The sequence below is a fragment of the Alloscardovia criceti DSM 17774 genome (assembly GCF_000376885.1).
Classification (GTDB): Bacteria; Actinomycetota; Actinomycetes; order Actinomycetales; family Bifidobacteriaceae; genus Alloscardovia; species Alloscardovia criceti.
Genome location: NZ_AQXR01000011.1, coordinates 203,542 through 226,395 on the forward strand (window position 1 = coordinate 203,542; position 22,854 = coordinate 226,395).

At 50.8% G+C, this 22,854-nt stretch carries 15 protein-coding genes, 1 tRNA gene and 1 pseudogene; 13 read left to right on the forward strand and 4 right to left on the reverse strand.

All coding sequences use genetic code 11. The features are described from left to right. The first annotated feature begins 29 nt into the window (after positions 1 to 29). The 12 genes and pseudogenes from D570_RS0106255 (at position 30) to D570_RS0106310 (ending at position 14,120) form a co-directional block, all read left to right on the forward strand. The gene (locus tag D570_RS0106255; protein ID WP_018143536.1) at positions 30 to 2,444 is read left to right on the forward strand and encodes a glycogen/starch/alpha-glucan phosphorylase; all 2,415 of its coding nucleotides are present in this window, start codon (positions 30 to 32) and stop codon (positions 2,442 to 2,444) included. Positions 2,445 to 2,521: 77 nt separating this feature from the next. After that, positions 2,522 to 3,028: a GNAT family N-acetyltransferase gene (locus tag D570_RS0106260; protein WP_018143537.1), complete on the forward strand. Its 507-nt coding sequence runs from the start codon at positions 2,522 to 2,524 to the stop codon at positions 3,026 to 3,028. 12 nt (positions 3,029 to 3,040) lie between these two features. Beyond that, on the forward strand, positions 3,041 to 3,640 hold the full coding sequence (pth, locus tag D570_RS0106265; RefSeq protein WP_018143538.1) for an aminoacyl-tRNA hydrolase: 600 nt from the start codon (positions 3,041 to 3,043) through the stop codon (positions 3,638 to 3,640). Further along, a complete protein-coding gene (gene mfd, locus D570_RS0106270; protein ID WP_018143539.1) occupies positions 3,630 to 7,196 on the forward strand; it encodes a transcription-repair coupling factor in 3,567 nt (1,188 codons plus the stop codon). The genes pth and mfd overlap by 11 nt, the downstream gene beginning before the upstream one ends. Before the next feature lie 56 nt (positions 7,197 to 7,252). Next, positions 7,253 to 8,551 (forward strand): phosphopyruvate hydratase, encoded by a 1,299-nt coding sequence (eno, locus tag D570_RS0106275; protein ID WP_018143540.1) that lies wholly within the window; start codon positions 7,253 to 7,255, stop codon positions 8,549 to 8,551. Between the two features lie 555 nt (positions 8,552 to 9,106). After that, positions 9,107 to 9,284 (forward strand): annotated as a pseudogene (locus D570_RS09750) (FtsB family cell division protein); the annotation flags it as partial. A gap of 245 nt (positions 9,285 to 9,529) precedes the next feature. Continuing rightward, a complete protein-coding gene (locus D570_RS0106285; RefSeq protein ID WP_018143542.1) occupies positions 9,530 to 10,096 on the forward strand; it encodes a DUF501 domain-containing protein in 567 nt (188 codons plus the stop codon). 239 nt (positions 10,097 to 10,335) lie between these two features. After that, a complete protein-coding gene (locus D570_RS0106290) occupies positions 10,336 to 11,259 on the forward strand; it encodes a Ppx/GppA phosphatase family protein (protein WP_051067198.1) in 924 nt (307 codons plus the stop codon). A gap of 168 nt (positions 11,260 to 11,427) precedes the next feature. After that, positions 11,428 to 11,512, forward strand: a tRNA-Leu gene (locus tag D570_RS0106295). Between the two features lie 25 nt (positions 11,513 to 11,537). Next, positions 11,538 to 11,957, forward strand: a complete 420-nt coding sequence (locus tag D570_RS0106300; RefSeq protein WP_018143544.1) for an FKBP-type peptidyl-prolyl cis-trans isomerase — start codon at positions 11,538 to 11,540, stop codon at positions 11,955 to 11,957. A gap of 43 nt (positions 11,958 to 12,000) precedes the next feature. After that, positions 12,001 to 12,483: a GreA/GreB family elongation factor gene (locus tag D570_RS0106305; RefSeq protein ID WP_018143545.1), complete on the forward strand. Its 483-nt coding sequence runs from the start codon at positions 12,001 to 12,003 to the stop codon at positions 12,481 to 12,483. A gap of 116 nt (positions 12,484 to 12,599) precedes the next feature. Further along, a complete protein-coding gene (locus tag D570_RS0106310; RefSeq protein ID WP_018143546.1) occupies positions 12,600 to 14,120 on the forward strand; it encodes a sensor histidine kinase in 1,521 nt (506 codons plus the stop codon). 79 nt (positions 14,121 to 14,199) lie between these two features. Here D570_RS0106310 and D570_RS0106315 read toward each other — a convergent pair whose 3' ends face one another. The 4 genes from D570_RS0106315 to D570_RS0106330 all read right to left on the reverse strand — a co-directional run bounded on the left by D570_RS0106315 (position 14,200) and on the right by D570_RS0106330 (position 19,428). Continuing rightward, positions 14,200 to 14,478, reverse strand: coding sequence for a WhiB family transcriptional regulator (locus D570_RS0106315; protein ID WP_018143547.1), 279 nt, complete (start codon positions 14,476 to 14,478; stop codon positions 14,200 to 14,202). 10 nt (positions 14,479 to 14,488) lie between these two features. Continuing rightward, complete coding sequence (locus D570_RS09110; protein ID WP_083907418.1) at positions 14,489 to 16,435, reverse strand: FtsK/SpoIIIE domain-containing protein; 1,947 nt, start codon at positions 16,433 to 16,435, stop codon at positions 14,489 to 14,491. 122 nt (positions 16,436 to 16,557) lie between these two features. After that, entirely contained in the window at positions 16,558 to 17,919 is a 1,362-nt protein-coding gene (locus D570_RS0106325) for an LCP family protein (protein ID WP_018143549.1), read from the reverse strand. 111 nt (positions 17,920 to 18,030) lie between these two features. After that, positions 18,031 to 19,428, reverse strand: coding sequence for an LCP family protein (locus D570_RS0106330; protein ID WP_018143550.1), 1,398 nt, complete (start codon positions 19,426 to 19,428; stop codon positions 18,031 to 18,033). A gap of 300 nt (positions 19,429 to 19,728) precedes the next feature. Between D570_RS0106330 and D570_RS0106340 the strand changes: the two genes are divergently transcribed. After that, complete coding sequence (locus D570_RS0106340) at positions 19,729 to 22,854, forward strand: glycosyltransferase family 2 protein (RefSeq protein ID WP_026181936.1); 3,126 nt, start codon at positions 19,729 to 19,731, stop codon at positions 22,852 to 22,854.

Sequence of the window (22,854 nt, forward strand, 5' to 3'; positions counted from 1 at the left end):
CCTTCGGGCAGTAGAAGGAGAGTGTTGCCATGGAATTGACCACAGAAAAATTTATCAGTGATTTTGTGTTAAATCTCAACGAGGAAGAACTCACCACGGTTCAAAATGCCACGCCGACGGAGCTGTTTCGATGCTTAGCGCATACCATTCGCCAGTATTACAACCCAATGTGGATTGAACGCAATAATGCCTTGCGCGAGCGCCAGGGCAAAACGGCGTATTATTTTTCCATCGAATTTTTGCCTGGGCGTATGTTGGAAACAAATCTTCTTAACTTAGGCATTCTGGATGTGGTCAAAGAGGGGCTTCAGCAAATCGGCATCAACTTCGATGATGTGAAAAATGCGGAACACGATATGGCCTTAGGCAATGGCGGTTTGGGACGTTTGGCGGCTGCGTTTATGGATTCGCTGGCGACCACGGGATATGCGGGCTTTGGAAATGGTCTGCGTTACCGCTACGGACTTTTCAAGCAACGCATTGTCAACGGTTATCAAGTGGAGTTGCCAGACTCGTGGTTTGGCGGCATTGGCAATGTGTGGGAAACGCGCAAGGATTACGACAGCGTGCGGGTGCGTTTCTTTGGCAATGTGTATATGACTGACGATGGCACGGGAAAGCTGAAGCCGGTGTATTCGGAGGCCACCACCTTGCGTGCTGTGCCTTATGATGTGCCGCAGCTCGGATTTGGCAATGGCGTCGTCAATAATTTGCGTTTGTGGGATGTGGAAATTCCAGAGGATAAAGAGCTGAATTATCCAACCATCGCCGATCGCCGCAGGGTAGAGGACATCACCGCCGTTTTGTATCCGGATGATTCCAGCGATGAAGGCAAGAAATTGCGCCTGATGCAGGAGTATTTCATGACTTCTGCCGGTTTGCAAACCATTGTCAAGAATTATTTGAAGCTGGGTCTGCCGCTTGAGAAGATTTACGAGAAAGTGGCGGTGCATATTAACGATACGCATCCAGCCGTGGCGCCTGCGGAATTTATGCGCATCTTGGTAGACGACTATGGCATGGAATGGGATGCAGCGTGGAATGCTACGCAGCGTACGATGAGCTATACGAATCACACCATTTTGTCCGAGGCCTTGGAAAAGTGGAATGTGGGACTCTTCTCCTACACGTTGCCGCGCGTGTATCAAATTATCGTGGAAATTGATAATCGCTACGTATCTCAGTTGGGCGCTCAAGGCGTGGATAACGAGCTTATCGAAAATACCCGCATCATCCGCTACAACCAGATTCATATGGCACATTTGGCCATTATCGGCGGACACAGCGTGAACGGCGTGGCACGTTTGCACACCGAATTGCTGAAAGAAGATACACTGCGTGACTTCTACAAGCTGACTCCAGAAAAATTCAACAATAAGACGAACGGCATCGTGCAGCGTCGCTGGACGCAGATTGCTGCTCCTCAGCTCTCCAAGACCATTGATAAATGGATTGGGCGCGGCTGGCGCACGGATATTCACGAACTGCGCAAGCTCAATGATTTCGTGGATAACGAAGATACACAGGCCGATTTCTGGCAGGTCAAGCAGTTGGCTAAGGAGCGCCTCGCACGCTACATCGAAAAAACCACAGGTGTGAAGGTCAGTGCAAATGCTATTTTCGACGTACAGGTTAAGCGTTTGCATGCCTATAAGCGTCAGCTGCTCAATGTGTTGCATATCATCAAGCTGTACTGGGATATTAAGGATAATCCGGATGCACCATTTACACCGCGCGTATTTATTTTTGGTGCGAAGGCGGCTCCAGGATATCATTTTGCAAAATCTGTGATTAAGGTCATTAACGAAGTCGGCAATCTGATCAACAATGATGAGAGCATTGGCGATAAGTTGAAGGTAGTTTTCTTGGAAAATTATCGTGTTAGCTTAGCGGAGCTCATCATCCCGGCTGCTAATGTGTCCGAGCAGATTTCCTTGGCTTCCAAGGAAGCCTCCGGCACTTCCAACATGAAATTCATGATGACCGGTGCGGTGACCTTGGCCACCTTGGACGGCGCCAATATCGAGATTAAGGACGAAGTGGGAGATGACAATATCGTCATCTTCGGTATGGATAAAGATCAGGTATACGATCATTACAAGCGCCACGACTACAATTCGCGCGCGATTTACGATAACGACCCTGTTATCCACCGCGTTGTCAATTCTTTGGTCGATGGCACCATTCCTAACTGCCAATCCGAGGGTAGTGAAATTTTCGATGCGCTTGTCACATACAATGACGAGTACTTCCTGCTCGAAGATTTCCACTCCTATGTGGATGCTCAAAGCCACATCGCGGAGCTGTATGGCGATCGAAAGAAGTGGATGCATATGAGTTTGATCAATATCGCCAATTCCGATAAGTTCACTTCGGATGACACGATTGTGCAATATGCAAAGGAAATTTGGGGTCTGACCTTGCCGGGTGAAGAACAAAAATAATCCGTTCAGAAGAACGGCTCATCATAAAGCCCAAGTGTTTACATTCTTGTTCACACTTGGGCTTTATGATAATGCCTATGCCACATTTCGTCATACGCAACGCCACAGAAAAAGATATTCCGGCCATTACAGAGATTTATAACGAGGCCGTCCTCACCGGAGATTCCACGGCAGATATAGATGTTCAAAGCTTAGAACAACGCCGTGCATGGGTGAATGCGCATACACCGCGGGACCAATTTCCTGTCGTCGTTGTCGAGGTCGAGGGAACAGTGGCGGGTTTTGCTTCGTTATCCCGTTTTCATCCCCGCCCGGGCTATGATGGCGTTGTGGAAGTAAGCTACTACATTGGTTCTCAGTGGCAGGGGCATGGTTTTGGGCACGCAGTGCTGGATTGGCTGGAATCTGCTGCGCGTGAACGCGGATATCGCAAGCTTATTGGTATTATTTTTGCTGATAACATGGGCAGTATTGCGTTGATGAATAAGCACGGTTTTATACAGTATGGATTACTACCAGACGCTACTCACAATAATCGTGTGGGCAAAGTGCACGATATGTCGTTTTGGTATAAAGACTTATAAGGTTAAAGGGTAATGGCTTCTGATTTTTGGTTAATTGTGGGTTTGGGAAATCCTGGAAAAAAATACGAAGGCACACGACATAATATGGGCTTTATGGTGGCCGATGTTTTGGCTGAACGTTGGAATGTGTCGCTCAGCGATCATAAGGGATTGGCAATGCTCGGAAAATCCGTCATGAATATCGGGGGAACACCGCGCAAATTCTTCCTCGCGAAGCCTTTGACATATATGAATGATTCGGGCAGTGCCGTTTCGTCTATTTGTGCGTATTACTCCATAGATCCTGCACAGGTCATCGTGATTCACGATGATATGGACTTGGATTTTGGTCGTATGAAGGTGAAAACGGGCGGTTCGGCTGGTGGACACAATGGCATTAAATCCATTGACCGGTCCTTGGGTACGACACAATATATGCGCGTGCGCATGGGCGTGGGGCATGCTGCTCGAGGCGCACATGCTCACGAAAATACCGTGAATTGGGTTTTGGGAGGCTTTAATCCCGCCCAGAAAAAGCAGTTGGACGAATTTTTGATGGATGGTGCGGATGCTGCAGAAATGCTGATGACCAGCGGGCTGAATCGCACTCAGGAGAAGTTTAATGGCCGATAGGCTCAGTTTGTATGGCACGCTGGGTGAAATTGCACATGCAATAGGCTCAACGGCAGATTTTCAACGCATCGATGAGGCGGTAAACAGTCACGACACAGAGTTGCATCGCATTGGCGCAATCTCAGGGATTCGCCCTGCGTTGGAGGCGCATTTGGCGCTCAATCATGGGCGGATGTTTACCGTAGTCGTTTCATCCGGTAGGCAGGCGGCACAGACTGCGGAAGAGATTCGCTCGTGGTATACAGGCGATCCAGAGGATATAGCCGTACTGGATTCTTGGGAAACCTTGCCGCACGAGCGCTTAAGCCCACGTGCAGATACTGTGGCACGCAGAATGGCTGTGTTTCACCGGTTAGCGCATGCGCAGAGCTCTGAGCATGCGGGCATCGACAGCCCAGCAAGCCAAGCTATTCGCGTGCTAGTGGTGCCTGTGCGTTCGCTGATCCAGCCTATTGTGGCCGGTGTTCAAGATATTGAGCCTTTAATCTTTACTCAAGGCGCTCAGATGGATATGGAAGATGCCATCCAGCGCCTCATCGAGCATGCCTATACACGCACGGAACTGGTGATGGAGCGTGGAGAATTCGCCGTACGAGGCGGTATCTTGGATCTTTTCCCGCCAACGGCTGCGCATCCTGTGCGCATCGACTTTTTTGGCGATGAGATTGATGAAATTCACGAATTTCACGCCTCCGATCAGCGCACCTATGGTGAGGACATTCGTAGCGTATGGGCTACTGCCTGCCGAGAAATTCCTCTGACTGAAGACGTACGCACCCGAGCTCAGTCGCTCATTGGTCAGATTGCCAATGCAGACGATTTACTCGAGTCCATTTCCCAAGGCATTCCTGTGGAAGGTATGGAATCTTTGATTCCGGCATTGGTTGATGATGTCATCCCGGTGTACTCGCTCATCGACCCTAGCAGCGTGGTGCTGATCCACGATGAGGAACGCATTCGCCGAGCTGCAGAAGATTTGAACACTACTGCGCAAGAATTCTTGGCAGCAAGCTGGCATGCGGCAGCCAGCGGTGGCAAATCTGGTGTGCCGATTAGCTTCGAGAAATCGAGCTTCTTAGATTTCGATGACGTGGTGCGCGATATGCATTCCCGGGGAAATCTCGTCTGGTCACTGACCGATTTTGGCGTAGATGACAGCGTGGAGGGCAATCTTAGCTTGCACGCTAAGCAGCCGGAGGAGTATCGGGGCAACGAAGATCTTGCAAAACGTGGCATCGAATCCATAGAAAAAGTGGGCATGCGCATCGTTATCACCTCTGCCGCTAAAGGTACGTTGGCGCGACTGCAACGTGTGCTGGCTGAAAGCGGCGTAAACGTGGGTGCCATAGATTTCGTGCTGTCTCATATTTCTAGTGGTTTTATCGATGAGGCCGCTCAGCTCGCCGTACTCACGGAGAAGGATATAACTGGACGCTCCTCGGTGGCAGCACAAATGCGCACACCATCCAAGCGCCGCAAGGCTATCGACTTGGTGGAACTCAAACCGGGCGATTTCGTGGTACACGATAAGCACGGCATTGGTAAATTCATTGAACTGCAGCAGCGCATGACAGGGCTGGGCAATGCTCAGGCTTTGCGTGAATACGTCGTGCTCGAGTATGCGCCGAGCAAGCGCAATGCGCCGCCAGATAAGCTCTATGTGCCAGCCGATCAGTTGGACCAGCTGAGCAAGTATATCGGTGCGGAAATTCCTAAACTCAACAAGCTGGGCGGCTCTGACTGGGCTTCTACCAAGGCAAAAGCGCGTAAAAAGGTCAAGGAAATTGCTCAGGATTTGGTGGCATTATACTCGGCGCGTCAGCGTACTCGTGGTTTTGCTTTTAGTCCGGATACGCCATGGCAACGCGAACTGGAAGAAGCCTTCCCATACCAGGAAACGCCGGACCAGCTTACGACCATCGATGATGTGAAACGCGATATGGAAAAGCCTATTCCTATGGACCGTCTCATCTGTGGCGATGTAGGCTTTGGTAAAACGGAAATCGCGATTCGCGCAGCCTTTAAAGCCGTTCAAGATTCGAAACAGGTGGCAGTGCTAGTGCCGACGACTTTGCTGGCTCAGCAGCACTACGACACCTTCACCACGCGCTATGACGGTTTCCCGGTCAAAGTAGCGTTGATGAGCCGCTTCCAAACAGCCAAGGAAATTAAGAAAACTATCGAAGACATCGAATCCGGTGTCGTGGACGTGGTCATCGGTACGCATAAACTGCTGAATCCGGCTATTAAATTCAAAGATCTTGGACTCGTCATCATCGACGAAGAGCAGCGTTTCGGCGTGGAGCATAAGGAAACCTTAAAAGCTTTGCGCACGAACGTAGATGTGCTATCTCTGTCGGCTACACCAATTCCACGCACCTTGGAAATGTCCATTACGGGCTTGCGTGAGATGTCCACCTTGGCTACTCCGCCGGAAGATCGCCTGCCCGTACTGACCTATGTGGGCGCTTACGAGGATGCTCAAGTAGTGGCTGCGGTGCGTCGCGAGATTTTGCGCGAAGGTCAGGTCTTCTACGTGCACAATCGTGTGCAGGACATCGAAAAAGAAGCTCAGAAAATTCGTGACCTCATACCAGAGGCTCGCGTAGGCACAGCGCACGGAAAAATGTCCGAAAAGCAGCTGGATATGGTGATTCAAGCCTTCTGGAATCGCGAAATCGATGTGCTGGTATGTACCACGATTGTGGAAACCGGTTTGGATATTTCCAACGCCAATACTTTGATCGTGGATCACGCAGATAGATTTGGTCTCTCCCAGCTACACCAGCTGCGCGGTCGTGTGGGCCGTGGTCATGAGCGCGCCTACGCGTACTTCTTGTATGATCCGACGAAGAGCATGACGCAAACCGCACATGACCGTTTGAGCACCATTGCTCAAAATACGCAGCTGGGTGCGGGATACGATGTGGCGATGAAAGATTTGGAACTGCGCGGCACCGGAAACCTGTTGGGCGGCGAACAATCCGGCCATATCGAAGGCGTGGGCTTTGACCTGTACGTGCGCATGGTCTCCGAAGCGGTGGAAGAATACAAGAATCCTGAACGCAAGGAAAGCGTGGCCGTCTCTATCGATCTGCCTGTAGAAGCCTCCATTCCACAGGACTACATCGATTCCGATAAATTGCGTATGGAAGCCTATCGCAAGATTGCAGCCGCCCGCACGGAAGACGACTTCAACGATATTCGCAGCGAGCTGACCGATCGCTACGGCAATCCACCACATGAGCTGGGCGTGCTCTTCGACGTCGCGCGATTACGAGCCCGCGCTCGCAAAATGGGCATTACAGATTTGATAGCTCAAGGCAAGAATATTCGCGTTGTTGGCTTGGATCCGCAGGATTCAGTAATGCTACGTGTGAAGAGGATATACAAGACTGTGCAGTACAGGCCTGTTATCCACACCTTGATTATCCCAGCACCATTCCAAGGTTTGATGGGGCAGCCAGCCATGTCGACCGCGGAAGTGCTGAAATGGACGAACCAACTTCTGGACGATTTGGAATGGAAACACACGCCCGCCCAAAAGTCTGCTTAGTCCACAAAAACCACTATTCTAGTGATTGAAATCACAACCTAGTTTAAGGAGTAGTTGTGTCCGCAATTGAAAGTGTATACGCACGTCAAATTCTTGACTCTCGCGGCAACCCAACAGTAGAAGTTGTGCTCAGCACAGAGTACGGCGTAACTGGTAAGGGTCTCGTTCCTTCCGGTGCTTCAACTGGTGAAGCAGAGGCTTGGGAGCGTCGCGATGGCGACAAGTCCGTTTACATGGGCAAGGGTGTACTCGATGCAGTAAAGGCTGTTAACGAAGTTATCGCTCCAGCTGTGATCGGTATGGACGTTGCAGATCAGCGTTCCCTCGATGCAACCATGATCGAGCTTGACGGTACTGCAAACAAGGGCAAGTTGGGCGCAAACGCAATTCTTGGCGTTTCCCTCGCAGCTATTTATGCAGCAGCAGAAGAAGCTGAGCAGCCATTGTACCGTTACCTCGGTGGTACCAACGGTCACATTTTGCCAGTTCCAAACATGAACATCATGAATGGTGGCGCACACGCTGACTTTGCAACCGATATTCAGGAATACATGATTTCCCCTTACGGTTTCGAAACATACAGCGAAGCACTTCGCGCAGGTGTTGAGGTATACCACACCTTGAAGAATGTTTTGAAGAAGGAAGGTCTTGCAACTGGTCTTGGTGACGAGGGTGGCTTCGCACCAAAGATGAAGTCCAACGAAGACTCCCTCAAGTACATCATGCGTGCAATCGAAGCAGCAGGATACGAGCCAGGCAAGCAGATTGGTATCTCCTTGGATGTTGCTTCTTCTGAGTTCTACAACAAGGAAACAGGCAAGTACCGCTTCGATGGCGAAGAGCGCGAAGCAGCTTACATGCTTGACTACTACGAGAACCTCGTTAACGAGTACCCAATCGTATCCATCGAAGATCCATTCCAGGAAGAAGGATGGGACGACTGGGCAGCTATTACAGCTCGCCTCGGCGATCGCCTCCAGTTCGTGGGTGACGATTTGCTCGTAACCAACCCAGCTCGCCTTGCAAAGGGCATCGAGCTCGGTGCTGCAAACTCCTTGCTCGTAAAGCTCAACCAGATTGGTTCCGTAACCGAGACTCTCGATGCTATCGAGCTTGCTACAAAGAACGGCTTCACCTCCATGGTTTCCCACCGTTCTGGTGAAACTTCCGACACCACCATTTCTGATCTCGCCGTGGCAAAGAACACCGGCCAGATCAAGACTGGTGCTCCTGCTCGTGGCGAGCGTATTGCTAAGTACAACCGCCTCATCGAGATTGAGGAAGAGCTCGGTTCTAACGCTCTGTATGCAGGCTACACTGCATTCAAGGCTTGCAAGAAGTACATTGCTAAGTAAGTAATGCCCTTTTTCGCTTTGCGCAGGTGCAAACCTAAGAATCTGCAACAATAAGGCGTAAAGCACCTTTAACCCACTGCATAAGACCGGTAAACGGTCGAGTGCAGTGGGTATTTTTTAAGTATGGCTGACCGGAATCGTAGAACATCTTCGCGTGATAAGAATTCGATGAATTCGACGAGTTCACGTGCGCGTTCTCGTACATCCGGCCAAGGTGCACAATCTCGACGAGCCCAGTCTCAACGTACACAGTCTCAACGCGCAAAATCGGGTGAAAATCGTCAGCGTACTGGTCGCGTACGTGACGAATTGCGTGATATTCAGCGCAGTACACGCAGACGTTCTGATGATTCGAAGACCGCTCGCACCCGCTCTCGCGCGGACACACAATCGCGCAATCAGTCCGGTTCGCGAGTAAAAATACAGTCTAAAAATGCTCAAGGCACGAAGAATACTCAAGGCCAGCTTCGCTCAGCGGCTGCACCACAGGGGGGCTTACTCTTTTTCCTGGGTGTGATTCTGCTTCTCATCGCCACTTTAAATATTGTTTTAGTGTTTAGAAGTTATGCGCATAATGTGGGGCAGCTCAATTCCTTAAAAAATCAAGAAGCACAGCTCATCCAGCAGAAGAGCGATTTGGAAAACGATATCTCACGATGGTCAGATGACGCATATGTGACTGCACAGGCTCGAAAGCGTTTGGGATTTGTATATCCAGGGGAGCGCAGTGTTTTAGTGAAGAATGCGCCTGAAGATGCCCAGCAGTCCTCTGATACGGATACAACAACCACGACTCAGCCGCAGCTGCCGTGGTATACCGAACTCATGTACGCTATCGAAAATGCGGATCAGGCTAATACACAAACGTCGTCTTCCACGTCATCAACGCAGGATACGACTGCGAACCCAGTAGAAAACTCGCAGGAAAACTCCCAAGACAATACACAGACGGATCAACAGCAACAATAAGGAGCTCACATGTGGCCTCAGCACACATACACCACATCTGCTGAACTTGTAGACTATTTTTTGCAGCACCCCGCTACGTCCGCAGACGTTGAGGAAGTGCAACGCCAGCTGGGGCGTTTCCCTCGTGGCATGGTGGCAGTTGGGGCGCGTTGTGTGTGTGGTCAGCCGTTAACGACGGTTACGCGACCTTTGGTAGACGGCAAAATTCCGTTCCCTACGACCTTCTATCTCACCCATCCGGTAGCGACCAAGGCTATCTCGCATGTGGAGGCCAATGGTCGTTTGACGGAATTAACCGCGCAGCTAGAGCAGGATGAAGAGCTGGCCGCGGGGTACACGCGAGCGCATGAGCTGTATTTGTCCGTGCGTAACGAACTGGCTGCGCGCTTGGGAGATTCACAAGAGCATATTGAAGGCATTACAGCCGGTGGCATGCCCACGCGTGTCAAGTGCTTGCATGCCATTTTGGCGCAGACATTGGCGATGGGGCCGGGCGTAAATCCGGTGGGAGACTTAATTATGGGCGAGATTAAGGATGAATTTGATCCTAATGTGTGCCGCTGCTCTACAAACTGACAATCGATGTATGAATTTGATAGCTATGCATTCGATGAGCGGAAGTCCATTTTCGGAAATTAAGGGAAAGGTAGAAAGGCTCGATTCATTTCGGGCAGATCCCACCCATATGATGGATATAAGACATCTTAAAATTCAGAATCATACAATCACACATCTTGAGAAAGCATTCAATTACAAAGGGGCGAGCAGTGACAACGGTAGCGGGCATTGATTGTGGCACAAATTCAATTCGTCTGATGATTGCACGTACGCAGGGCAGTGGGATGGAAGTCGTCGTTCCTCGCATTATGCGTGTGGTGCGTTTGGGTGAAGGCGTAGATGTACATCATGCATTTAGTCAGGCTGCATTGACGCGCGTCTTTGCGGCCATTGATGAATTTGCGGAAATTATTGCTCAACATAAGGTGGATAAAATTCGTTTTGTGGCCACCAGTGCTACGCGTGATGCAAAAAACCGTGAGGAATTTGAATCCTATGTGCATGGCAAGCTGGGTGTATATCCAGATGTTATCCCGGGTGAGGAAGAAGCGCGTTTAAGCTTTTTGGGCGCAACGAGCGTAGAGGGCATTGACGATTACAAGGCTCCGTATTTAGTTGTGGATTTGGGCGGAGGATCCACGGAGCTCGTGCTGGGCGGTTCGGTATTCGAAACGCGCACTCAGGTGCAGGCGGCGTATTCTATGGAAATCGGCTCCGTGCGCATGAGTGAAAGGCATCATCTGGAGGATGCGCCGAGCGAGGAAGACATTCAGGCGGCGATTGAGGATATCGATGCGCATATTCGTCAGGCTAGCGAGGTTGTGCCGCTCGCTCAGGCGCGCACAATAATCGGCGTATCGGGTACAGTCACTACCATGTCTGCGCTTGCCTTAGGACAGACGGAGTATCACAAAGATGCTGTGGATTCTGCAGTGATTGCCATCGATGATGTGGATGTGGTCAATCACAAGGTGCTGCGCATGTCGAGAGCTCAGCGCGATGAGCTGACGGTGGTGCATCCGGGCCGACGCGATGTCATCGGCGCGGGAGCTTTGGTATGGTCTCGTGTACTGTGCGCTATTCGCGAGGCGGCACGCGCGGACGGCGTAACCGTGGATTCATACGTGGCGAGTGAACACGGCTTATTGGATGGAATTGTGCGCGATTTGCTCGCACAATAATTGACAGCGTCCACACACGAGGGGAGTAGCATAAGCTGCTTCCCTTTTTATATACGTGTGCGTTTCTCCTGTAGGAAGCCAGCACTGTATCCCGACATGGAACGAGAATGAGCGAGAAAATTCGCATTTTTCCCCGACATGTGGCATAATGTTTTTTTGTGTTCAATTGCCTCGGTGGCGAAATTGGTAACCGCAGCGGACTTAAAATCCGCCGCCTGTAATGGGCTTACGGGTTCGAGTCCCGTCCGAGGCACTGATATAAACCTGAAGGAGTTGCTATGAGCGAGAATGCTATGCCTGAAGTTAATGCCGAATTCGGCGCTTATCCACAGATTTCTTTCCCAACTCCTGAAGCACCACAGGGCTTGCACTGCGTGGAAATCGTAGAAGGTGATGGCCCAGTTGTGCGCAAGGGTGATATTGTTACCGTGAATTATCATGGCGTTATCTGGGGCAAGGATAAGCCATTTGATTCCAGTTTTGACCGTCACCAGCCAATCGATTTCGGCATTGGTGTGGGACAGGTTATTAAGGGTTGGGACAATACTGTTCCAGGTCACAATGTGGGTTCTCGTCTTGTAGTATCCATTCCTCCACAGTATGGCTATGGAAAGAATGGCGTACCACAGGCAGGAATTGGTGGCACAGACACTTTGGTATTTGTGGTGGACATCATTTCCACAAAGTCAGGACGCTAGGCGAATTTCGACGGTTAGGGTTTTGACCTCTTAAGGAGAAAAAATGGCTGATCCGGAAGAAAAAGTAATCGAGCTTACGCAGGAAGCGTACGACAAGCTCAAGCAGGAGCTGGCATGGCGTGAAGGTGAGCTCCGCCAGGACATTACGGAGAAGATTGCTGCTGCTCGTGCTGAAGGTGATTTGAGCGAAAACGGCGGCTATCAGGCTGCGCGTGAGGCGCAGGGTAAGAATGAGGGTCGTATTAACGAGCTCATTGTGAAGTTGCGCAACGCACATATTATCGAGCCTGTGGCCGAAGGTGAAATTGGCAATGGCACGGTTGTCACCATTTCTTTGGCGGGCAACGAGATGACATATCTGGTGGGTTCTCGCGAAATTGCTGTGGCTTCAGATTATGACGTTATCAGCCCGGAATCCCCAATTGGTGCAGCTATTTTCGGTCATCACGAGGGTGAAACCGTAGAATATACGGCACCAAATGGGCGAAAGATGGCCGTAGAAATTAAGTCTGCAAAGCCAATGTAAACAAGCGCACACGTATTGCTATAAGCCGTTCTTGAGAAAAGGACGGCTTATTTTTTATGCTTTATGCGTTTCGCTTAAGCCCTGTGTCGGTTTATACGCTGAACTAAACTGAGGGCATGACTGATTTCAACTCGCTGATTTCTCAAACACCTGGCTATGATGCGCAGGATAAAAAGCAGCTCCATTCGCTTATCGCAGACTGGCAGATCATTGCAGATTTGACCTTTTCGGACTTGCTGCTGGTTATCCCGCCGAGTATGGATCACTGCGATGATATTTCGCAGTTTGTGGTGGCGGCTCAATGCCGACCTTCGACCGTGATTTCGCGTATCAGCGACGATTTGGTGGGACAGCATCCTGAAAGTGACTTATTGCCGTTACTCGAGAACACGTGGAAATCAAATAATCTGTCACGCATGGACCATTATCGGGTGGTCGATGGCATCAGTGTGTGCGATATGGCTACGCCAGTCATTCATGATGGCCGCATAATCGGCATGGTACTGCGCGAAACGAATATGGATAATCGCGCCGACAACGGTTACTACGAAATGAGTAGCATCGGTGTGGGCAAGCAGCTGTTTTATATGATTACGGATGGTTCATTCCCTTACCAAAATAGGGTGTCATTGGCTCGTGGCAAGCATCGTAGGCATGATCCGCGTGTGGCGGATGGCTTCGTGGTCATCGATACTGAAGGCATCGTGCGTTATGCTGCACCGAATGCGATTAGTAGTTTTAGGCGCATTGGAGTGTCGGGTGATATGGTGGGCAGCTCCTTCAGCAAAATCGTGACCGATCATATGGATAAGCAAGTGAAGGTGCCAGATGCCTTGCCGATTGTGCTTATGGGTAAGGGTGCGGTGGCGGCCGTTTTAGAAACACAGTCTGCCGTGATTTCCATGCGTTCCTTGCCTTTAGAGTCCGAAGGTGTGCAAACGGGCGCTTTAATTCTGTGCCGGGATATCACGGAGTTACGGTGGCGTGAACGTCAGTTGGAAACGAAGGATGCCACGATTTCCGAAATTCATCACCGCGTGAAAAACAATCTTCAGGCGGTGTCCTCTTTGCTACGCTTGCAGGCGCGACGTACGAAGTCTGAGGAAGTGCGCCGCGAGCTGGAGGAGGCTCAAAGGCGTGTAGAGACCATAGCTGTGGTGCACGAGGGATTGAGCCAAACGGCCGATGAAGTGGTGGACTTTGATGCTGTTATCGCGAATTTGCTGCGTATGAGCGTGGATTTGGCTTCAAGAAAAGATCAGCATATTGAGATTTCGTATTTAGGCAAGTTCGGCATGATGCCGGCCCAGGATGCGACGCCGCTGTCCTTGATTTTGACTGAGCTGGTTACCAACTGTGTGGAGCACGGCTTTGAAAACCTACAGGAGGGCAATATTCGCATCTCCGTGGGCCGAGCTGGCAAGAATCTGAATATCGTTATCGAAGATAATGGCGAAGGCATTGACGCGGAGGCGGATGCGGATATGATGTCGGCGCGTTCTTCCGGATCAGGTCTGGGTACTCAGATTGTGAATACCTTTATCAAGAACGATTTCAATGGTAATATTCGCTGGCTTCCAGGCCGTGAGCATGGCACGAGAATTGAGATGAAAATGGTGCTGAGGGCGGCGGAGTAGGTTCAAGTAGATAAATATATGCGTGTGGGGATGGCCTTTCGACTATCCCCACACGCATTTAAACGATAAATTGCATACTTTAATGATGCATACCCAAAGCTGCGGTACGGCGAGCACGCATGGCGCGGCGCTTCAACGCACGACGCTCATCTTCACTCATACCGCCCCAGACGCCGTAATCCTGATTCGTATCTAATGCTGTGCGCAAGCACGAATCAATCACCTCGCATGAACGGCACACTGTTTTAGCTTCTTCAATCTGTTGATATGCAGCACCTGTATTGCCTACAGGGAAGAAGAGCTCAGGATCCTTATCACGACATGCTGCTTTTGCACGCCAATCGTAGGAACTGCTCATTAGTCCTCCTCTAATCTTTTTCCTTCTCAATAGGTAACCACACGCCGCCCAACTTTTCAAGAGTTTTGTCGCAATTGGTAGAGAAAAGTTGCGCACAATGACAGGCGGAATCATAAATAATGACACGGTGAGGATGCGTTGTGGGGTAATCTGCGAGGATGTCCTGCACCTCAGGGCTAAGTGAGCGGCTGGGTATTATCGTATTTTTCGCTGCATTCGCTGATACGATAAGCACGGCGGATTCCCAGAGCAGGCGGTCTTCTGGCGGCACCTGGGTGAGGAATCTTGGCCACGAGTTTACCGCCAAAATCAGCGTTATCTCTGGATTTCTTAGCCATGCAGACAGCTGAGCATCAGGGGGTTCATATTTCGTCAGGACGATGATGGCCCTGCCCGAGGGCTTGGCCTGTAAAAGGTCGGACTTGGAATTCTGCCACGGATACCACTGTGCTGAAGTCTGAAGCGAGTCTACGATGCTCGCGATGTTGAGACGCAGTGCATCCGCATCCATGGCGGTGCACACGATGGGTCGATTCTGAGAACTATCCAGCGCGTAGGGAAAACGGTGAATGCCATCGTCTTCTTCGCCAATGATGAGTGCAGTGGGAGAGGAAACGCTGTGTGGAGGCCAGGCTGCGGAAGTGCGGTGGAGCACCTGCCCGAAGGGCGGAGAAAAAAGTGATGTAGCCGCGGGGAGTCCCATAAATGCGCGGGCTTTCGCGCAAGCAGTGGTAAAGTCCTCGTTGAGGTGCGGCTGATAGATTGCACAGGGCTGGAGTCCTGATCCATGGCTGATAAATGCTGCGCCTGCATATTGGGGACTGATTAGTGCGGCGGCCGGAGAGCCGAGCAGTTCCAATGATTGCAAGCTATCGGTGACGCGCAGACACAGGTGTACGGGCATATTTGCTTTCATATGCGCGTTGACCTGATTCATTGGGTTTTGTGTGCAAATCACAAAATGTATGCCCAAGGAGCGGCCTAAAGAAATCAGTGTAGAAAAATGCTGAGAGTATTGGGGAAGTGCAGACATGAGGACGAAGAATTCATCCGCAAAAATAAACACCTTAGCTGGCGGATGCTTCAGCTGCGTAATATCGGATACGCCCCAATCCGCGAGGAGTTTTTCTCTGTCGTGCATGAGCTTGACCAGTGCACGTATAGCGCGCGTGGCATGCGCTATATCCAAGTTGGAGACGTTGCCCACGCAGTGGGGAAGATGCTGAGAGTGGAGGAAGGTTGCTCCTCCTTTGAAATCGAGAAACACAAAATTCACATGCTCGGGGCTATTGCGCAAAGCAAGCATATAGACCCATTGATTGAGGAGCACGGATTTTCCCGAACCCGTAGTGCCACCCACTAAAGCATGCGGACCTTCGTTACACAAATCAAGGCTGAGATCGCAGAAATGCACAGACTCAGTGTGCGCAGAGGTAGAAGTAGTAGTAGAATCTACCCGGGTGTCGATGCTTACGCCGAGAGCCACGCGCGTAGAAGGTTGCAACCACGCATGGACGATGCTTTGCCACCGTGGTGCTGGAGAAGAGATGCGGTTCCTCGCATGTGCGCAGGCTTCCAGTTGAGACAGGAGCAAAGGCGTGGTAGTGCTGCGTGCCGCGGAAAACATACGCCCCGTTCCAGATGTGGCTAGGGCTTCCTCAGATTGAGTTTCTGAATCGGAGTGAGCAGACCATCGTGAGCTGATATGTGAGAAATACATCAGCACAGAGGGCAGAAGAAAAGCCACGTACATCCATTGCTGACGTACACACATCCACACGATTAGGACGATGTAGCTGATTATAGGAATAATCTGAAGCATCAGCGTAAACCCGGGTGTGCGTGCGAGCTGAGCGAAGAAATGCTGCACACGGCCCGTTGCCTGTGATGTAACGCCTGAATGAGAGTTTTCTCGACAGTTCTCTCGACAGTTCTCTCGACTTGGAAAAATTGCCATGTGCTCACCGTATATAGGAGCACAGGGCAATCAAAAATTTTCCCATCGATGTGAACGAATGTGCATAACACGCCAGTGAGGGAAAGGCAGGTACGCCACGGCAGGGGTAGGAAAGCGAAGACTTAAGCGCCCGTGTATCCGCCCACCGTCGTGCCCGCAGAGATGGAACCATTGTTGAGTTGGTTAAACAAATCGGCATTTTGTTGAGCGTCCAAATGCACAGCAGAGCCAATACCACCCGGCTCATAGTCCAGATTGTCGTAGTACACGCTACCTGTAACGCCCTTCGAGCCTGTGGCATCTTTGAAGGCCAAGGCCATGGAAATCATGCTTGCCGTATTGGCCTTCTTATCCACAGTCAGCGCCTTAAAGGTGGCAGAAGCTACGTTCATAGCCTTGGCAGGATTGGATAATGTGCTGAAACTTCCCGCCTTTTTCATAACCGCAGAAATGACCTGACGTTGACGCTTTGCGCGACCGATGTCGCCTTCTGGATCCGAATAACGCATGCGGGAGAAGGCGAGGGCCGTCGTTCCATCTACAGTGTGGCAACCCGCTGTCCAAGTCAGTGACGAGTACACGTCATCCACATCGTAGTCATAGCACAATTCCACGCCGCCTAGAGAGTCGACGATGCTGGCAATGCCATCGAAACCGATTTGGGCGATGTGATCAATCTTCGTGCCTGTAATGCCTTCTACAGCTGAGATGAGAGCATCGTAGCCGGCGTATTGAGCGACAGCATTAATTTTCATGCCCTCACCATCCACCTCCACATAGGAATCACGCGGAATGGAAATTAAGGATGATGGGCCACTACGCGGCTTGGTGAGCACCAGAATCGTATCCGTTCTAAAACCGGTGACGCTATCCGCATCCGAGCTGGCAATTTCACCATCTCGTGCATCCGAGCCGAGAATCAGCCAGGAATTCGAGGAGGAATTATCACTGGTAGAGGTCAAATCGATAGAACGGTTGAGCTGTCCATCTACCCAGAACCAGAGCCATCCGCCAAAAAGCAGAGCAAAGAGCAGGATAAAAATTAAGATGCGGCGGATAATGCTACCTCCGCGCGCTCTTCTGCGCACGCGTGCGGGGGAAGGATTATGCGCTGAAGGATAACCCGCAGCCGCACCCACAGCTGGAAAACGAGAAGTGTGCGCAGGCGAGCCGTATCCCGTACCTGATTGAGCACGGTTGCGGGTACGTTGAGGAGGAAAACTGGCCGCAGGCTGAGACGAGCTATGGGTAGAACCGTTGTGCGCGCTGCGCCTTTGACTGCGTGGCGAGAAACTAGGAGGCACGGATGAATTTCCGGTACCCGATTCGCGACTGCTGGAGTTGCCCGAGCGATGGTGCGCAGAGCCTTGAGAATCCTGTGACCTGCGCGAGCGAGAATGCGTAGGCTCAAAGCTCGGCGGAGTTGCACCATCGGATGATGCGCTACCGTGCTCATTGTTGGTATCAAAGGAGTTGCGATCCATAGCCTCTTCTTCTTGTTCTTTTAGGTTCGTCTCATCAATACGTGTTTCAGACCTGGAATGTGTGCGGTGCTATGCGGCGTTCATGCACACCTACCTCACCTATCATGCCTATCAGCTGGTAATGCCGCAGACGGTGTAATTGAGATACTCATCCGCCAAGCCGATGGACCAGTCTGTGGTAGCGGAGTGAATGACGCCTGTTTCTGGATCCACATAGCCGCCCGTAGCAGGGTCGATCAGTGTGCCATCTGCACGTGTAATCAGACCCGTATTCGGATCTGGTGTTTCACTAGAATCCGTGGTGCCCTCAGACGTTGCATCGGAAGTTGTAGAATCCGTAGAATTCGACTCAGCCGAGTTGGAATCGGAGCTTTCCGTGTTTTCAGAACTATCGGTGCTTGTCGATGCATCAGCCGAAGTATCCGTCGACACGTCACTTAATGGTTGATCATTCTTAATGCGCTCCCACAGCTGCTCAGCATCGGAGGTCCACACTACGCGGTTCGTGTCATAGGTCCAGTTCGTCACCGGCACCGTTTGAGAATAAATACCTGACGTCTTAAAATCTTTCAAACTTGCAGCCAAGCCAATCAACGTACCAGAATCTGCCAGTCCTTCAGAAATATTCAAAGATTGCAAAGCCGTAGTAGCCAGCTGGTACAACTTATCAAAATTCGTCAGCAAATTCTGCTGAAGAGCCTCACGAATCAGCATTTTAATGAGATACTGCTGGCGTACCGTACGCATTACATCCGTGCCGTCGCCCAAGCTATAACGGGTACGCGCATACTGGGTAGCGTCTGTGCCATTGAGATGATGAAGTCCGCGCGTTAAGGACAGGTTGGAATTGACATCGCTAAAGTCCTGGCTAATGCAGACATCCACGCCGCCCAACGCATCAATCATGTTTTTCAGGCCCGAAAAGTCCACGGTGACGAACTGAGAAATGCTTAATCCCGTCAATTCGTTGACTGCGCTTAAGGTGCAGCTTGCGGCGGAGGCTAAATCGCCACCTTGGTCGTATGCGGTAGCAAAAATCGAATTAAACATGACATTGTACTGCGCAGGAATAGTACCCTTAGACGTGGTGCAACTGGACACGGAGACGATAGAATCGCGCGGAATAGACACGATGTCGATAAAGGAACGATCCGCGGAAATATGCACAATCATTGTAGTATCCGCCTGATGGACGCCCACGTCTTCAGACCCGCCGATAGCTTGATTTTCTGCGCCATCGCGGCTATCTGTACCCAGAACCAAGATATTCAACGCCTTACCGGAATTCGGATCGACGATTTCTTCCTTGACATTCTCCTGCTTAATCACAGAAACTTTTGCCTGACTGACAGTATTGGCAAACTGCACATACGTACTTGCAAAAACGGTTCCGGAAAAGACTAAGACTGCAATCAAGACAACCGCTATGGCTTTGAGCCAATTAAAAGGCGAACGATATCCATGTGCGTGCGAAGGTGCGGCAGTAAGCTTTGCGGATTGCACATTCATGTTTGAATGCCTGGATTTGCGTCGAGTCAATCTAGAACCTTTCCTCTGCGTACTGCATAAGTTTATAAAATCACACACGCAAATGTGTCGTATATACAATATATCTACACAGTTTCGCGACTCTGCCACCATGTGGACCTTCATGCTGAGCTCCGAATTTTATGACACGTCGGTACAAAAAGGGCACAACCACCATTTTTTGAGTGTAAAGACCATGTTTGAAAACTCCCTAAAAATAGCCAAAAGGGAGGGTTGTGAACTATTCTTGTGCACGTGAATAGATTGCATCATAGTACCGAAATGATTAAAACGGCTGACGCACAAGAAGAGATGAGTTTGGTTCAGGCTCTTTCGCAAGTAAGTCACACTTTTGAGGCTCCCGAAGGTCAGCGTATCGATTCCAGTATTGCAGCAGTTATTACCGTCGAGAATGACACGCGCTACTTTGCGGATACCCTTCGCGCTGTGATGCACCAAACGGTGTTGCCTGGGCGTATTCTCATCGTAGACTGCTCAGACGATGCAGAAAAAAATAAGAATTCTCACCAAATCGAAATTCGCGCAGCACTCGATAAGCTGCCGAGCATGGGATTCGTGGTTACTGCTTCCGGTCGTTCCTTTGGAGAGGTGGTAACTCACGCAGTTAACCAGGCGCTGGACTCGGGTATGATTGCTAGCTCGGTAGAATACATGTGGCTGCTGCATGACGATTCACGCCCGCTGGATAATACGTATGTGGATATGCTCAATGAAGTGCGTCACAACAATGCCTCTGCCACGATTATTGGCGCAAAACAATTGAGTTGGGATGGGGAAGTCCTATCCAACGTCGGCTATTTTGCCCAGTCCGGGCACCGCGTTACTTCGCTGGTAGTCACCGGGGAAATCGATCAGGACCAATACGATTTCCGTCAAGACGTGTACGCCGTGTCGTTAACGGGCGCATTCATCCGCATCTCTGATTGGATGCGTTTGGGCGGTTTCTCCGCGGCTATGGGCACTTTTGGACAATCGCGTGATTTCTGCAGACGCGTTGCACGCTCGGGCGGCCGTGTCATTGTAGAGCCTCGCGCGCGCATCGCCCACCGAGCTGCGCGTTTTGAAGGTGTGCGCACTCATCATGGTTCTGTACATGAGTGCGATCCCGAAGATTTGCGCACCTTTAAAAACAACGCCTTTTCGGTTATGACTGCTCGGGATGCCTACTACTACTCAGATGTGCATCCTCTGCGATGGATTTATTTATGGCCTTTAAGTCTTATTGTGGCTATTGTGCGCGCAGCTTCTGGTTTTATCCACAAGCAACCCTATGAGGCCTTGTGCGAATTAGTCATGCCGTGGTACAACCTCAGCCATTTTGGCTCGATTGCCTCTGTGCGTTCGGCTCTGAGTGGGGTGCAAAAACTGGCACCTTCTAAGCTGGGCACTGTGACCGCGACTTCTGATCAGTTGCGTACATACAAGGATCGCACGAACGATTTATTTGCTCAGCAGAACCGCAAGGTCGTCAGTCCGCTCATTGCCCAGCATCTGCGCACGCTGTTTAGGGAACGCTATACATGGCTACTCGTTACTGCTTTTCTCGTATTTTTAACCAATATCGTGGTCAATATTGAGGCGGTACGTGGATTATTCAATGGAGAGCATCTCGTGTCCTCCACCTTAGTGTCCACGGCTTCTACAACGCAGCAGCTCTTTGAAACGGCGACGACGCCGTACACTTTTGGCAATATCAGTGGTGTAGATGTGCCGCCTTCGCCGTTCTTGCTGGTATATGCGATTATTTCTTTGCTGACCTTCGGCCACGCTTGGGTGACGAGCGCAATTATTGTGCTGCTCGCACCTCCAGCTGCAGCCATGAGTATGTGGGCCTTGTCAGGTATTTTCACGCGTTCAAATATTGCACGCGTTTCACTGGCCGTGGCATGGGTGGCATCCGGTTTCGTTACCGGCATATTCGTCACCGGACACCTATCCATGATGCTCGTTTACGTATTTTTGCCGGCGGGCGTGGCCTTCGCAGCCAAGGCGTTAGGCGTCTACCAGTCTGAGGAGCCTATAGAATCCGAACCATCCATTCAGGCGAGTGCCTGTGCAGCCCTGTGCTTCGCCATAGTTTCCGCAAGCGAACCACAATTATTCCTCGCCATGCTCATCATCGGCGTGGTGATGGCTGTGATTTATCGCCGTCATGTCATCATGCTCTTGTCCATGTGCATTCCGTCGCTCATGGTATTAGCGCCTACCATCTGGGCGGTTATCCAAAAACCGGCTACTTTCACCCAGCTTTTTGCTAGTGGTGTGTGGGCACATAATGCACCATCGAGCGTGGTGGACACCTTCATGCCATCGACCCAGACACGTTTCGGGATGACTATGGCTGTGCTGTGCACGGTTGCTTTGGTTGTACTGGTCGCTATGGCTGTAATCTCTCTTGCTGTGCCAAGTTTGGTCAAAACCTCACGCAGCATGTGGATTGGCATTGTCAGCGGTTTTGTTTTGGCCGTGGTCGCTCCGCACATCGCCATTGGCGTGAATGCCACAGGTGTACAGTTCGCATCCGTACTTCCAGCAGCTGCAGTGGTTATGATGTGCCTGCTGACCGGTCTGGCCATGATGAGTGGTCCTGCAAAAACTCAATTTATCCCTGTTTTAACGAAGGATAAGAACGCCGTATTGCGCACTTCTGAAACGGCAAAGACTGGAGAAAATGCAGATCCTGCTGTGGTCGGGCAGACACATCCGGCATCACGTACAGCTTTTGCGGTGAGCCGGGCCTTCGTAGTGGCTGTGTGCGCGCTGCTGACCGTCACATGGGCGGTGGGAACGACCGAATACTTCACGCAAACGCATGACAATGTCACATCCAGCGCGAGTGCATTACCTATCGTGGCTCAAGAGTATCTCAAAACCAGCGAGGCTCATCGAGTGCTGGTTGTGCAGCTGAACAAGAATCAATCGATGGATTATGCCGTGCTCCCAAGCGCACATGGAGATATTATTTTGTCCTCCGCAGCCTTGGATAGCCAACGCGCACTGTCAAACTCCGATTTAGATACAGAATCACACGTTGAGCACGCTATCGCGCAATTAGCAGAAAACAACAATGATGATGCCATCGAAGCTTTGAGCGATGCGGGATTTGGCGGCATCTATGTGGTGTACTCGGATGCAGAAACGGAGTACAGTTCCTTCGTATCCCACGCTTCGGCGTCGAATAATACCGAATTAGTAGCAAATACTGATCAGGGTGTTTATATTCGTATTTCCATTAAGGCATCCGCCGATCAGGGTGTGAATATGGAGGGCTTTAATGCCGCGCATACGAGCCCACTGCGATACGTGTGGCTTGCGTTGCTTATCATTGTTGGTTTAATGTATGTGACCTTAGGACTGCCACGATTCTTTGCACGAGGAGAGAAATAA

What these genes read in the sequence shown, in the direction of transcription:
- D570_RS0106255 (WP_018143536.1), top strand. Translation starts at nt 30, where the DNA reads ATGGAATTGACCACAGAAAAATTTATCAGTGATTTTGTGTTAAATCTC.
- D570_RS0106260 (WP_018143537.1), top strand. Translation starts at nt 2,522, where the DNA reads ATGCCACATTTCGTCATACGCAACGCCACAGAAAAAGATATTCCGGCC.
- pth (WP_018143538.1), top strand. Translation starts at nt 3,041, where the DNA reads ATGGCTTCTGATTTTTGGTTAATTGTGGGTTTGGGAAATCCTGGAAAA.
- mfd (WP_018143539.1), top strand. Translation starts at nt 3,630, where the DNA reads ATGGCCGATAGGCTCAGTTTGTATGGCACGCTGGGTGAAATTGCACAT.
- D570_RS0106285 (WP_018143542.1), top strand. Translation starts at nt 9,530, where the DNA reads ATGTGGCCTCAGCACACATACACCACATCTGCTGAACTTGTAGACTAT.
- D570_RS0106290 (WP_051067198.1), top strand. Translation starts at nt 10,336, where the DNA reads ATGATTGCACGTACGCAGGGCAGTGGGATGGAAGTCGTCGTTCCTCGC.
- D570_RS0106300 (WP_018143544.1), top strand. Translation starts at nt 11,538, where the DNA reads ATGAGCGAGAATGCTATGCCTGAAGTTAATGCCGAATTCGGCGCTTAT.
- D570_RS0106305 (WP_018143545.1), top strand. Translation starts at nt 12,001, where the DNA reads ATGGCTGATCCGGAAGAAAAAGTAATCGAGCTTACGCAGGAAGCGTAC.
- D570_RS0106310 (WP_018143546.1), top strand. Translation starts at nt 12,600, where the DNA reads ATGACTGATTTCAACTCGCTGATTTCTCAAACACCTGGCTATGATGCG.
- D570_RS0106315 (WP_018143547.1), bottom strand. Translation starts at nt 14,478, where the DNA reads ATGAGCAGTTCCTACGATTGGCGTGCAAAAGCAGCATGTCGTGATAAG.
- D570_RS09110 (WP_083907418.1), bottom strand. Translation starts at nt 16,435, where the DNA reads ATGGCAATTTTTCCAAGTCGAGAGAACTGTCGAGAGAACTGTCGAGAA.
- D570_RS0106325 (WP_018143549.1), bottom strand. Translation starts at nt 17,919, where the DNA reads ATGGATCGCAACTCCTTTGATACCAACAATGAGCACGGTAGCGCATCA.
- D570_RS0106330 (WP_018143550.1), bottom strand. Translation starts at nt 19,428, where the DNA reads ATGAATGTGCAATCCGCAAAGCTTACTGCCGCACCTTCGCACGCACAT.
- D570_RS0106340 (WP_026181936.1), top strand. Translation starts at nt 19,729, where the DNA reads ATGATTAAAACGGCTGACGCACAAGAAGAGATGAGTTTGGTTCAGGCT.